Below are 13,190 nucleotides of genomic sequence, written 5' to 3' on the forward strand. Positions count from 1 at the left end.
TGTCTCTCGGTGTGGCGCGCATTCTACGGGCGACTTGGCGCTCTGGCAAGCACTTATCGAAGTTTTTTCACACTTCGGTCAAACACCAAAAATCAGGCACAAAAAAAGCGACCCTAAGGTCGCTTTCTCTGTTACTTCCGGGTGTTCAGTGGGCCCTGGAAGTGGAATATGGCGCAGCGGACGGGACTCGAACCCGCGACCCCCGGCGTGACAGGCCGGTATTCTAACCGACTGAACTACCGCTGCGCTATACATCGAGTGGTGGGTGATGACGGGATCGAACCGCCGACCCTCTGCTTGTAAGGCAGATGCTCTCCCGGCTGAGCTAATCACCCTTCGTCTCGGTGTGGCGCGCATTCTACGGAGCGCCCCGCACCCTGGCAAGCACTTTTTAAACTTTTTGCAAAAAAAACCTCTGCCCTTTCAAAGACCTAGCGTTGTCGGGCGATTCTTTCATGCATAAGCCACTGCTGGCCCTCTGACAGGGCTGGCCTCAATTCACCGCTCGGAGAATAATGCCCGCCTTATGCATTAAGGAGAGATTGCCCCTCATGTGGTTCAAGAACCTGCTGACCTACCGCCTGACCCAGGAAGTTCCGTTCGAGCCTGAAGCGCTGGAAGCCGCCCTGGCCAGCAAGCCGGCCCGCCCCTGCGCCAGCCAGGAGCTGACCACCTATGGTTTCGTCGCGCCGTTCGGCAAAGGCGAAGACGCTCCCCTGGTGCATGTCAGCGGCGAGTACCTGCTGATTGCCGCGCGCAAGGAAGAACGCATCCTGCCGAGCAGCGTGGTCAACGACGCGGTCAAGGAAAAGGTCGAAGAGATCGAGACCGAGCAAATGCGCAAGGTCTATAAAAAGGAGCGCGACCAGATCAAGGACGAAATCATCCAGGCGTTCCTGCCGCGTGCATTCATCCGCCGCTCGATGATCTTCGCTGCCATTGCCCCGCGCCTGGGCGTGATCCTGGTCAACTCGGCCAGCGCCAAACGGGCCGAAGACCTGCTGTCGACCCTGCGTGAAGTGATGGGCTCGCTGCCGGTGCGCCCGGCCACGGTGAAGATTGCGCCGGTGGCCACCATGACCGACTGGGTCAAATCGCAGCAAGCGGCCGAAGGTTTCTATGTGCTGGACGAGTGCGAACTGCGCGACACCGCCGAAGATGGCGGTATCGTGCGCTGCAAGCGCCAGGACCTGACCGGCGAAGAGATTCAGCTGCACCTGAGCACTGGCAAGGTGGTGACCCAGCTGGCACTGGCCTGGCAAGACAAGCTGTCGTTCGTTCTCGACGACAAGATGGTCATCAAGCGCCTGAAGTTCGAAGAACTGCTGCAGGAGCAGGCCGAGCAGGACGGTGGCGATGAGGCTGCGCAGCAGTTCGACGCCAGCTTCCAGCTGATGATGATGACCTTTGCCGAATTCCTGCCGGTGCTGTTCGAGGCGCTGGGTGGGGAAGAGATCCCGCAAGGGGTCTGACGGGTATGAGATGCGGGTGCTGGCTTGGATCGTTTCCACCAGCACCCGCGAATACGGTGGTGGCGGCAACGGTAAACGGCGGGGGAAATTGGCCAGCAGGCGCGGACTTGCCCGGAAGGCCGCAGACAGGCACCATGGTGCCCACTGTGAGGACGACCTCACGACGCACCGCGTGACCACTCCGGGGACGGCCCCATCATTCAAACGATGGAGACACACTCATGTCCTGGATCATCCTGTTTTTCGCCGGCCTGTTCGAGGTCGGCTGGGCCGTCGGCCTCAAATACACCGACGGTTTCACTCGACCGCTCCCCACTGTCCTTACCGTCGGCGCCATGGTCATCAGCCTGGGCCTGCTGGGCCTGGCCATGAAGGAGTTGCCGCTGGGCACCGCCTATGCCATCTGGACCGGCGTAGGCGCAGTCGGTACGGTCATCGCCGGGATCATTCTGTTCGGCGAGTCCATGGCCCTGGTGCGGCTGGTCAGTGTGGCGCTGATCGTCTGCGGCCTTGTCGGCCTGAAAGTCAGCGCCAGCTAACCCCTATCGCAGGTGGCCGCGCAGGCGGCTGACCTGTTCGCGCAACACCTCGGGCTGCGCCGCCTCCACCGGGACGGCGGCGCCCGCCACGATGGTCACCCGCGACCACAGGCGCTTGAAGAAACCTTTGGCCGGGTCACGGCTGAAGAAGCTTCCCCACAACCCCTGCAAGGCCAGCGGAATCACCGGTACCGGCGTTTCTTCGAGGATGCGGCTGACCCCACCCTTGAAGACATCGATTTCGCCATCGCCCGTCAGCTTGCCTTCCGGGAAGATGCACACCAGTTCACCATCAGCCAGGTACTCGGCAATCCGCGCGAAGGCCCGCTCGTACGTCGCCTGGTCTTCGTTACGCCCGGCAATCGGGATGGCACCGGCGGTACGAAACACGAAGTTGAGCACCGGCAGGTTGTAGATCTTGTAGTACATGACAAAGCGGATCGGCCGGCGGATAGCCCCGCCCAGCAGCAACGCATCGACGAACGACACGTGGTTGCACACCAGCAACGCTGCACCCTCATCGGGGATGCGCTCAAGGTCTCGGTGCTGCACGCGGTACATCGAATGGCTGAGCAACCAGATCAGGAAGCGCATGGTGAACTCGGGGACGATCCTGAAGATGTAGGTGTTGACCGCGATATTGAGCAGCGACACCACCAGGAAAAGCTGCGGAATGCTCAGTTCGGCCAAGCCTAGCAGGATGATGGTGAGCACCGCCGACACTACCATGAACAAGGCATTGAGGATGTTGTTGGCAGCGATCACCCTGGCGCGCTCGTCCTCGGCCGTGCGGGCCTGGATCAACGCATACAGCGGCACGATGTAGAAGCCGCCGAACACCCCCAGGCCAACGATCGACAGCAAGATCCACCACGCCTGGCTCATGCCCAGCAATGCCAGCCAGTCGTGCGGCGCTGCTGCAGCCGGCACATCACCAGAGTGCCACCACCACAGCAGGCCGAACAGGGTCAGGCCGAAGGAGCCGAACGGCACCAGGCCGATTTCCACCTTGCGTCCGCTGAGCCGCTCGCACAGCAGCGAGCCCAGGGCGATGCCCACCGAGAACAGTGTCAGCACCAGGGTCACCACCGTGCCGTCACCGTGCAGCCAATCCTTGGCATAGGCCGGGATCTGCGTGAGGTAGATGGCGCCGACAAACCAGAACCACGAGTTGCCGACGATCGAGCGCGACACCGCCGGCGGCTGGCTCAGGCCCATGCGCAAGATCACCCACGACTGCTTGAGGATGTTCCAGTCCAGCGGCATTTGTGGCGAGGCGGCAGCCGCCCGTGGGATCCAGCGGCTGGCGAGGTAGCCGAGCACAGCCGTGCCGACCACGCCACCGGCCACCACCGTTGCGTAGCTGTCGGCCGACATCATCACCCCGGCGCCGATGGTGCCGACTAGGATGGCGAGGAAGGTGCCGGTTTCCACCAGCCCATTACCGCCTACCAGCTCTTCCTCGCGCAGGGCCTGCGGAAGGATCGAGTACTTCACCGGGCCGAACAGCGCCGATTGGGTCCCCATACCGAACAGCGCCACCAGCATCAGCGCCAGATGGTTGGTGACAAAGCCTAGCGCACCAACCGCCATGATCACGATTTCGGCCAGTTTGATTGCACGGATCAGCGCATCCTTGGCGAACTTCTCGCCAAACTGCCCACCCAGTGCCGAAAACAGGAAAAACGGCAGGATGAACAGCAAGGCGCACAAGTTGACCCAGATCGATCGGTCACCATCGCCCAGGCTGAGCTTGAACAAAATCGCCAGGATCAGCGACTGCTTGAACAGGTTGTCGTTGAAGGCACCCAGCGACTGAGTGATGAAAAACGGCAGGAAACGCCGCTTGCCGAGCAAGGTGAATTGCGAAGAGTGACTCATCGTCCTTGGTCCTGAGGGCTTTTCAATTGGAGGCTCGCCAAGCGCGCCGGGCCACAAATCTGCATGGGAAATGCGCTGACTGGCAAGTATCGGCTCAGGCCTGGCCAAGCGAGCGGCGCCATTCCAGAGGTTTGCCAGCGTAGTCTCGGGCCAGGCGCTCGATCACTACCACCGGGCTGTCGGCCGACAGCTGCAGCAAGCGGCCATGCACCGCGTCGGCCGCTTCGACGTTCAGTGTCTCTTCGGCGTAGGCGACTACCTGACCGCACAGCGCTTTGGAAAACGGGTAGCCAAGGCTGCCACGGCTGTGCACTGACCGCCAACACGCACAGCAAGCCATGGCACCGCGTGATTTGATACACGAAGTCACAAGTGATGTAACTCACGGCATATTTATCAATTCGCTCTGAGTTCCTAGAGTTTCTCCATCAGCTGCTCATCACCCAATGCACACTTGATAGAGGAACTTACAATGCCATTCATCAGCGTCCGCATCACTCGTGATGGTGTAACCCGGGAACAAAAGGCTCAGGTGATAAAAGAAATCAATGAAACGATGGAGCGCGTGCTTCATAAAGATCCGAAGTTGACGCACATCGTAATCGAAGAAGTCGACACCGACAATTGGGGTTACTCCGGCATTACAACAACCGAGTACCGAAAACAATTGTCGCCATCACAATCATGAGGCAGACAATTAAACTTAATCCATTGTAGAGAACACATCATGAGCGACTCTCAAAAGGTAATCATCGTAACTGGCGCATCTCAAGGCATCGGTGCTGGGGTGGTGAACGGGTTCCGAGCCCTCGGCCACAAGGTGGTAGCGACCTCGCGCTCCATTCAACCATCGACCGACCCAGACATCCTGACTGTTGCCGGTGATATTGCGGATCCGGCCACTGCGGAACGAGTGGTGCGCGACGCAGTGGCCCGCTTCGGGCGCATCGATACTCTCGTCAACAACGCCGGGATTTTCGTCGCCAAGCCATTCACCAGCTATACCAAGGAAGACTATGCGCAAGTCGTTGCGACCAATATGAGTGGCTTCTTCTACATCTCCCAGCTCGCCATCGCGGAAATGGTGAAGCGTGGTAGCGGGCATGTGGTCAGCGTCACCACCAGCCTGGTTGATCATGCTATCGACGGCGTTCCGTCGGTAATGGCATCGCTCACCAAAGGTGGCATCAACGCTGCCACCAAATCGATCGCCATTGAGTTTGCCAAGCGAGGCATCCGCGCTAACGCCGTGTCGCCTGGCATCATCAAAACTCCGATGCACGGCGCCGAAACTCACGATGCCCTGGGCAAGCTGCATCCCGTCGGCCACATGGGTGAGATCAACGACATCGTTCAAGCGATCCTCTACCTGGACAGCGCTTCATTTGTCACCGGCGAGATCCTGCACGTCGACGGCGGTCAAAGCGCAGGCCATTGATCGACAGTATGCTCATCACCGGCCCGTACGGGTGATGGGCAGATTCACTGTACTATCTGGCCGGGACTACCCACGAGACGACCTCGACGCCAGTTGTACTTTTCCATGCCGGTGCGCGACTCTACCGCAGAGTCCGACGCTCAGCCTCCTGCTAGGCCCTATACGGTGCAAGCCCTATGAAGCGGCATTTTGACGATCTGCAGCTGGGAAGTATCGAGCTGTTTTGCCTGTCTGCGGAAGCGGGCAGCTTTTCTGCCGCTGCTCAGCTCGCTGGTGTTACTCCGGCCGCAGTAAGCAGGTCGATCCTTCGCTTGGAAAAAAGGCTGGGCTCTCGGCTGTTCGCAAGAACAACCCGAAGCATTCGATTGACCGATGCAGGAAAGGATTTTTTCGAGCAGTGCAGCCAGGCGCTCACGCAACTGGTGGAGGCCCAGCAGGCAGTCATGGGCGCTCAAGCAACTCCGTCAGGGCGTCTTCGTATCAGCCTGCCCACGACGTATGGGCACCACCGGATCCTGCCGTTGCTTCCTAAATTTCGCGACCTATACCCTGAGGTGACCGTTGATATCCACCTCGGTAATCGAAATATCGACTTCGTTGCGGAAGGATACGACCTGGCGATTCGAGTACGAGCTCAACCTGATTCCACGATGATTGCCAGGTTGCTGGAAGATGCAAAGCTGGTTGTCGTAGCGTCTCCGCCCTACCTGGAGAAGGTCGGGGCACCGCAGGCACTGGAGGACCTGGACCAGCATGAATGCATCCAATTCGAGCTTCCGAGTAGCGGTAGGCGTATCTCTTGGCTGTTCCGAGAGAACGGCCGAGACCGTGAGGTGTTCACCGCTGGAAGCTATTCCTGTTCCGACGACGTGTTGGGCGGAGTCACACTCGCAAAAAATGGTGCCGGATTGTTCCAGACCTACAAGTTCATCGTGGAACAAGAGCTGGCTGACGGGCGACTCGTCGAAGTATTGACGCCGTTTGGCGGGCGGTCGAGGCCGTACACCTTGTTGTACCCCCACGGTCGTCATGTCCCGCAGAGGGTGCGCGCTTTTGTGGATTTTCTGGTTCAGTATCGTGAAGAGTGGGCCTCGCTCTAGCGCAGAACAGATGTTCCCCCTTTTTTCCCAGCACGCGCGCTCGATGACTTGAGCGATAACCCTACGACAGGGCCAGGTGGCCACTCCTCTTCGAGACATAAATTGCAAGGGCTGTGAAGCAGCCCGAGAACTCCCCACATTCACTCGAACGTGGCCGGTGCTGCCGAAGGGACCGCATGTGGCTTATGCTTGTGCTCGGCACCCCCACAACAAGGACGTGGTAATGCTCGCCGCCATAAAACGCTACCCGCACACCGTTCGCCTGCTGCTCACCACCACCTTCACGCTTACCGTCGCCCGCGCCCTCACCCTGCCCTACCTGGTGGTTTACCTGGCCGACAATTTCCAGCTGCCGATCAGCCAGATCGGTCTGCTGATCGGTGGCGCGCTGATCATCGCCTCACTATTGAGTCTGTATGGTGGCCATCTGGTCGACACCTTGCGCAACCACACGCTGGTCAGCGCCAGTACCCTGCTGTTCGCCCTGGCCTTCGTCGGCGCGGTCGCCAGCCGTTCGGCGCTGCCGTTCTTCTTTTGTCTGGTGTTGATCAACCTGGCCCTGGCAGTGGTCGACATCGCCGCCAAGGCAGGCTTCTGCGCATTACTGCCGGTGGATGAGCGGGCGGAGGTATTCGCCATCAAGTACACCCTCAGCAACGTCGGCTACGCCGCCGGCCCGTTGCTGGGCGTGGCCATGCTTGAACTGAACGATCATGTGCCGTTCATCGCTTCTGCCACGCTTGGCCTGGCCATGTGCCTGGCTTATTGGCGCCTTGGCGATCGCAGCCTGCAGGCCAGCGTACCGGACAAACCCGCGGCCGGCTTCGGCCAAGTGGCGCTGGGGCTGGCGCGGGATCATCGGCTGGTGTGCTTTACCGTGGGTGGGGTGCTGAGCGCGGTGGTGTTCGGCCAGTTCACCGCCTACCTGTCCCAGTACCTGGTGGTCACCAGCAACCCGGCCGAAGCCGCACGGCTGATCGGCTATCTGGTCACCACCAACGCCGTGACGGTCATTGCCTTGCAGTACCTGATTGGCCGGCGTATCAGCCGCCAGCGCCTGATGCCGTGGCTGTTGGCCGGCATGGGCCTGTTCATCGCCGGCTTGCTGGGTTTTGCGCTGGCGGGCTCGGTACTGGCCTGGTGCCTGGCGATGCTGGTGTTCACGCTGGGCGAAATCATCGTGATTCCGGCCGAGTACATGTTTATCGACCTGATCGCACCGGAGCACTTGCGCGGGGTGTATTACGGCGCGCAAAACCTGTCCAACCTGGGGGCAGCGCTGGGGCCGGTGATGGTGGGGTTCGCACTGGTACACCTGTGGCCGGGGGCGGTCTTCTACCTGCTGGTGTTGTCGGTGATACTGGCAGGGGTGTTCTACGGGTTGGGTACCCGCAGGGGTTGATGTGGCCTGCTCCGGCCTATTCGCGGGTGAACCCGCTCCTACAACCATCGTCTGCGCTGACGAAGCGGCACTTGCGTGCCAGACTGATTGATCGGGACCGCGTTACCTTTTTGCTTCGGAGTCTTCATGTCGTTGTCCAGCGGGCTGATCGCCGTGGTCGCCCTGGCCTATATGGCCATCATGTTCGCCATCGCCTTCTATGGCGACCGCCGCAGCACGCCATTGCCGCCAAAGCTGCGTGCCTGGGTGTACAGCCTGTCGCTGGCCGTATACTGCACCAGCTGGACCTTCTTCGGCGCGGTCGGCCAGGCCGCCGAACAGCTTTGGGCGTTCCTGCCAATCTACCTGGGCCCGGTACTGCTGCTGATCTTCGCCCCTTGGGTGCTGCAGAAGATGGTGCTGATCAGCAAGCAGCAGAACATCACCTCGATCGCCGACTTCATCGCCGCGCGCTACGGCAAGTCGCAGACCCTGGCAGTGGTGGTGGCGCTGATCTGCCTGGTCGGCGTGCTGCCATACATCGCCTTGCAGCTCAAGGGCATCGTACTGGGCGTGAACCTGCTGATCGGCGCCAACGCCGATGCCACCGGCACCCGCGTGCAGGACACTGCGCTGGTGGTGTCGCTGGTACTGGCGCTGTTCGCCATCGTCTTCGGCACCCGCAGCCTGGATGTGACCGAGCACCACCGCGGTATGGTCCTGGCGATTGCCTTCGAATCGCTGATCAAGCTGCTGGCGTTCCTTGCCGTGGGCATCTTCATCGTTTTCAACCTGTATGACGGCTTCGACGACCTGTTCAGCCAGGCCCGCCAGTCGATCCACTTGCAGGACTATTGGAAAGAAACCATCAATTGGCCGTCCATGGTGGTGCAAACCGCCGTGGCAATGATGGCAATCATCTGCCTGCCCCGGCAGTTCCACGTTACCGTGGTGGAGAACATCGAACCGCAGGACTTGCGCCTGGCGCGCTGGGTATTCCCGATGTACCTGGCATTGGCCGCGCTGTTCGTGGTGCCGATTGCCCTGGCCGGACAGATGCTGCTGCCAGGCACGGTGATCTCCGACTCGTTCGTCATCAGCCTGCCGCTGGCCGAGGCGCACCCGAGCCTGGCCCTGCTGGCGTTCATCGGCGGCGCCTCGGCGGCCACCGGCATGGTGATCGTCGAGGCCGTGGCGCTGTCGACCATGGTGTCCAACGACATGCTGCTGCCCTGGCTGCTGCGCCGCAATAACGCCGAGCGGCCTTTCGAAGCATTTCGCCACTGGATGCTTTCGGTTCGCCGGGTAACCATCGTGGTGATCTTGCTCCTGGCCTATGTCAGCTACCGCCTGCTGGGCTCCACCGCCAGCCTGGCGACCATCGGCCAGATTGCCTTTGCCGCCGTGACCCAGCTCTCCCCGGCCATGCTTGGCGCGCTGTACTGGAAGCAGGCCAACCGTCGCGGCGTGTTCGCCGGCCTGGCCGCTGGCATTTTCCTGTGGTTCTACACCCTGGTGCTGCCGATTGCCGCGCACAGCCTGGGCTGGTCGTTGCAATTGTTCCCTGGCCTGGCATGGCTGCACGGCAACCCGCTGAACCTGCCGATCAGTCCACTGACCCAAGGCGTAGTGCTGTCACTGGCGGGCAACTTCACCCTGTTCGCCTGGGTTTCGGTATTGTCGCGCACACGGGTTTCCGAGCATTGGCAGGCCGGCCGATTCATTGGCCAGCAGACCAGCGCGCGACCCAGCAGCAAACCGCTGCTGGCGGTGCAGATCGACGACCTGCTGACCCTGGCCTCGCGCTTTGTCGGTGAAGAGCGCGCACGGCAGAGCTTCATCCGCTTTGCCTACCGCCAGGGCAAGGGCTTCAACCCTAACCAGAACGCCGACGGCGACTGGATCGAGCACACCGAGCGCCTGCTGGCCGGCGTACTCGGTACCTCGTCGACCCGCGCGGTGGTCAAGGCGGCCATCGAAGGCCGCGACATGCAGCTGGAAGACGTGGTGCGCATCGCTGACGAAGCCAGTGAGGTGCTGCAGTTCAACCGCGCCCTGCTGCAAGGCGCCATCGAGAACATCAACCAAGGCATCAGCGTGGTCGACCAGAACTTGCACCTGGTGGCCTGGAACCGCCGCTACCTGGAACTGTTCAACTACCCGGACGGACTGATCAGCGTTGGGCGACCGATTGCCGACATCATCCGCTACAACGCCGAGCGCGGCCTGTGCGGCCCTGGCGAAGCACAGGTGCATGTGGCGCGGCGGCTGCACTGGATGCGCCAGGGCCGCGCGCACTCCTCCGAGCGACTGTTCCCCAATGGCCGGGTGATCGAGCTGATCGGCAACCCGATGCCGGGCGGCGGCTTTGTCATGAGCTTCACCGACATCACCCCGTTCCGCGAGGCCGAGCAGGCACTGCGCGATGCCAACGAACGCCTTGAGCAACGCGTGGCAGAGCGTACCCAAGAGCTTTCGCAGTTGAACCAGGCGCTGTCCGAAGCCAAGAGCCAGGCCGAAGCGGTGAGCAACTCCAAGACCCGCTTCCTGGCCGCCGTCAGCCATGACCTGATGCAACCTTTGAACGCCGCACGACTTTTCTCTGCCGCCTTGTCGCAACAGGCCGAGGGCATGAACGAAGAGGCCCGGCAGCTGGTACAGCACATGGACAGTTCGCTGCGCTCGGCTGAAGAGCTGATCAGCGACCTGCTGGACATCTCGCGCCTGGAAAACGGCAAGATCACCCCGGATGCCAAACCCTTCGCCCTCAACGAACTGTTCGACACCCTGGGCGCCGAGTTCAAGCTGCTGGCGGCCGAGAAGGGCCTGGCGTTCCGCCTGCGCGGCAGCCGCCTGCGGGTGGACAGCGACATGAAACTGCTACGCCGGGTGCTGCAGAACTTCCTCACCAATGCCCTGCGCTACGGCAAGAGCCCGATCCTGCTGGGCGCGCGCCGGCAGGGCGAGCGTTTGTGGCTAGAGGTCTGGGACCGTGGCCCGGGCATTGCTGACGACAAGCTGCAGGTGATCTTTCAGGAGTTCAAGCGCCTGGACAGCCACCAGACCCGTGCCGAGAAGGGGCTAGGCCTGGGCCTGGCGATCGCAGACGGCCTGTGCCGGGTGCTGGGGCACCCGCTGGAGGTGCGCTCATGGCCGGGCAAGGGCACGGTGTTCCGCGTCAGCGTACCGATTGCCCGCCAGGCCGCCGCAGCATCAAGCGCCCCGGTGGAACAACAGGGCGGCCAGCCTCTGGCCGGGCTGCAAGTGCTTTGCGTGGACAACGAAGACAGCATCCTGATTGGCATGAACAGCTTGCTGAGCCGCTGGGGTTGCCAGGTATGGACCGCGCGCAACCAGGCCGAATGCGAAGCCCTGCTGGCCAAGGGCATGCGCCCGCACCTGGCATTGGTGGACTACCACCTGGACGACGGCGAGACCGGCACCGGGCTGATGGGCTGGCTTCGAGCACGGCTGGGTGAGCCGGTACCCGGTGTGGTGATCAGCGCCGACGGCAGCAAGGAAACCATCGCACGGGTACACGCATCAGGCCTGGACTACCTGGCCAAGCCGGTCAAGCCGGCGGCCTTGCGCGCCCTGCTCAATCGCCATCTGAGCCTGGCTCAGTAACCGCTACCTCGGGCAGCGCCTCGTCGGACAGCGCCCGCTCCAGCAAGTCTGCCGGCAAGCTCTTGCTGGCACGGGCGCCCAGAAGCTTAAGCTGCTCGCTGCGGCTGACCAGGTTGCCACGCCCTTCGCACAGCTTGTTGCGCGCTGCGGCATAAGCCTTGTCCACCTGCTGCAAGCGGTTGCCCAGCTCATCCAGATCCTGGATGAACAGCACGAACTTGTCGTAGAGCCAGCCGGCGCGCTCGGCAATTTCGCGGGCGTTCTGCCCTTGACGTTCCTGCTTCCACAGGCTGTCGATGACCCGCAGGGTCGCCAGCAACGTGGTAGGGCTGACAATCACGATCTGCCGGTCGAAGGCCTCCTGGAACAGGTTCGGCTCGGCCTGCAGGGCCGCTGAAAAGGCCGCCTCGATGGGCACGAACAACAACACGAAATCCAGGCTGTGCAGGCCTTCGAGGCGGCTGTAGTCCTTGCTCGACAGGCCTTTGACGTGGCTGCGCAGCGACTGCACATGCTGCTTGAGCGCAGCTTCGTCGTTGCCGGCAACGAACTGCTGGTACGCCGTGAGGCTGACCTTGGCGTCCACCACCACCTGCTTGTTGCCGGGCAGCATGATCAGCACATCCGGCTGGAAACGCTCGCCGTCGGCGCTTTTCAGGCTGACCTGGGTCTGGTATTCGCGCCCCTTTTCCAGGCCGGCATGTTCCAGCACGCGTTCGAGAATCAGCTCACCCCAGTTGCCCTGGGTCTTCTGGCCCTTCAAGGCCTGGGTAAGGTTGGTGGCTTCGTCGGACAGACGCAGGTTGAGCTGTTGCAGGCGCTCCAGCTCCTTGCCCAGCGAGAAGCGCTCGCGGGCCTCTTGTTGGTAGCTTTCCTCCACGCGTTTTTCGAAGGCATGGATGCGCTCCTTGAGCGGGTCGAGCAACTGGCCCAGGTGTTGCTGACTGGTCTGGGCGAAGCGCTGTTCGCGTTCGTCGAAGATTTTGGTGGCCATGTCGGCGAACTGGGCGCGCAAGGTGTCACGGGCCTCCTGCAGGTCTTCCAGGCGTTGCTGGTGGCTTTCCTGCTGTTCACGCAGTTCTGCGTCCAGGCGCGCGGTTTGCGCTTCCAGGCGGCGCAGTTCGGCTTCGCGGTTGGCGCGCTCAAGGCTCCAGGCGTGGGCGGCGTCACGGGCATTGTCGCGGTCGATCTGCAGCAGCTCCAGCTCACGGCCTTGAGCAGCCAACTGGGCCTGTTTGACGGCGTTGGCCTCACTGAGGTCGCTGACCTCGTCGCGGCTGGCGTCCAGTTGCGCCTGCAGACCGGCCTGGGCCAGCTGGGCAGCGTTGAGGCGCTCTTCGAGCAAGGCCTGCTCACCTTGCCGTGCGCCCTGGCGGCGCTGCACCTGCATGACCCACACCAGACAGGGTATTGCCCCTGCCACCAAGCCCAGCAGAATGCTGGCCAGATCCACTGTCATGCTAACCCCGAACGCTCTGATGCAAATTGAGTGCAGCTTATCAGCCTGACTGGCGTGTTGCCTGCATCGGCCTCTTCGCGGGCCTGCCCGCTGCGCAAGCCTGAAGGCAAAGCCCCCACGGTCGCCCGTAGGAGCGGGTTCACCCGCGAAGAGGCCGGCCCTGCTGGCCAATCTCCACCCGCCGTTCACCGTTGCTGCCGCCACCGTATTCGCGGGTAAACCCGCTCCTACACACGCATCAGGGGTTGAACACAGGCCGCCGTAGGAGCGGGTTCACCCGCGAAGAGGCCGGC

The 13,190-nt window shown here is 62.0% G+C and carries 9 protein-coding genes, 2 tRNA genes and 1 pseudogene; 7 read left to right on the forward strand and 5 right to left on the reverse strand.

What is annotated here, in order from left to right:
- Nucleotides 1-169: 169 nt before the first annotated feature.
- Both ACF8RA_RS24990 and ACF8RA_RS24995 read right to left on the reverse strand, forming a co-directional pair.
- A tRNA-Asp gene (locus tag ACF8RA_RS24990) sits at nucleotides 170-246 on the reverse strand.
- Between the two features lie 13 nt (nucleotides 247-259).
- A tRNA-Val gene (locus ACF8RA_RS24995) sits at nucleotides 260-335 on the reverse strand.
- A 216-nt stretch (nucleotides 336-551) separates the two neighbouring features.
- On the opposite strand from ACF8RA_RS24995, the gene rdgC reads away from it, so the two are divergent.
- The gene (rdgC, locus tag ACF8RA_RS25000) at nucleotides 552-1,472 is read left to right on the forward strand and encodes a recombination-associated protein RdgC (protein ID WP_176685465.1); all 921 of its coding nucleotides are present in this window, start codon (nucleotides 552-554) and stop codon (nucleotides 1,470-1,472) included.
- A 221-nt stretch (nucleotides 1,473-1,693) separates the two neighbouring features.
- The gene (gene sugE / locus ACF8RA_RS25005; protein ID WP_010952753.1) at nucleotides 1,694-2,011 is read left to right on the forward strand and encodes a quaternary ammonium compound efflux SMR transporter SugE; all 318 of its coding nucleotides are present in this window, start codon (nucleotides 1,694-1,696) and stop codon (nucleotides 2,009-2,011) included.
- Between the two features lie 3 nt (nucleotides 2,012-2,014).
- Here the strand turns inward: sugE and ACF8RA_RS25010 are convergent, their stop codons facing one another.
- Both ACF8RA_RS25010 and ACF8RA_RS25015 read right to left on the reverse strand, forming a co-directional pair.
- The gene (locus tag ACF8RA_RS25010; RefSeq protein ID WP_176685466.1) at nucleotides 2,015-3,892 is read right to left on the reverse strand and encodes a 1-acyl-sn-glycerol-3-phosphate acyltransferase; all 1,878 of its coding nucleotides are present in this window, start codon (nucleotides 3,890-3,892) and stop codon (nucleotides 2,015-2,017) included.
- A 94-nt stretch (nucleotides 3,893-3,986) separates the two neighbouring features.
- Nucleotides 3,987-4,205, reverse strand: a pseudogene (locus ACF8RA_RS25015) (UTRA domain-containing protein); the annotation flags it as partial.
- A gap of 159 nt (nucleotides 4,206-4,364) precedes the next feature.
- Here ACF8RA_RS25015 and ACF8RA_RS25020 point away from each other — a divergent pair.
- The 5 genes from ACF8RA_RS25020 (at nucleotide 4,365) to ACF8RA_RS25040 (ending at nucleotide 11,438) form a co-directional block, all read left to right on the forward strand.
- Nucleotides 4,365-4,580 carry a 4-oxalocrotonate tautomerase family protein gene (locus ACF8RA_RS25020; RefSeq protein WP_176685467.1) on the forward strand — a complete coding sequence of 72 codons (216 nt, stop codon included), beginning with the start codon at nucleotides 4,365-4,367 and terminating at the stop codon, nucleotides 4,578-4,580.
- A gap of 39 nt (nucleotides 4,581-4,619) precedes the next feature.
- Entirely contained in the window at nucleotides 4,620-5,330 is a 711-nt protein-coding gene (locus ACF8RA_RS25025; protein ID WP_339444629.1) for an SDR family NAD(P)-dependent oxidoreductase, read from the forward strand.
- 176 nt (nucleotides 5,331-5,506) lie between these two features.
- Nucleotides 5,507-6,430, forward strand: coding sequence for a LysR family transcriptional regulator (locus tag ACF8RA_RS25030; protein ID WP_176685469.1), 924 nt, complete (start codon nucleotides 5,507-5,509; stop codon nucleotides 6,428-6,430).
- Nucleotides 6,431-6,653: 223 nt separating this feature from the next.
- Nucleotides 6,654-7,832, forward strand: coding sequence for an MFS transporter (locus ACF8RA_RS25035; protein WP_176685470.1), 1,179 nt, complete (start codon nucleotides 6,654-6,656; stop codon nucleotides 7,830-7,832).
- A 126-nt stretch (nucleotides 7,833-7,958) separates the two neighbouring features.
- Nucleotides 7,959-11,438 (forward strand): NahK/ErcS family hybrid sensor histidine kinase/response regulator, encoded by a 3,480-nt coding sequence (locus ACF8RA_RS25040; RefSeq protein WP_392519673.1) that lies wholly within the window; start codon nucleotides 7,959-7,961, stop codon nucleotides 11,436-11,438.
- Here ACF8RA_RS25040 and rmuC read toward each other — a convergent pair.
- Nucleotides 11,410-12,783, reverse strand: a complete 1,374-nt coding sequence (rmuC, locus tag ACF8RA_RS25045) for a DNA recombination protein RmuC (RefSeq protein WP_176685504.1) — start codon at nucleotides 12,781-12,783, stop codon at nucleotides 11,410-11,412. The genes ACF8RA_RS25040 and rmuC overlap by 29 nt on opposite strands.
- Nucleotides 12,784-13,190: the final 407 nt, after the last annotated feature.

It is taken from the genome of Pseudomonas sp. FYR_5 (assembly GCF_043106315.1).
GTDB lineage: Bacteria > Pseudomonadota > Gammaproteobacteria > Pseudomonadales > Pseudomonadaceae > Aquipseudomonas > Aquipseudomonas putida_Y.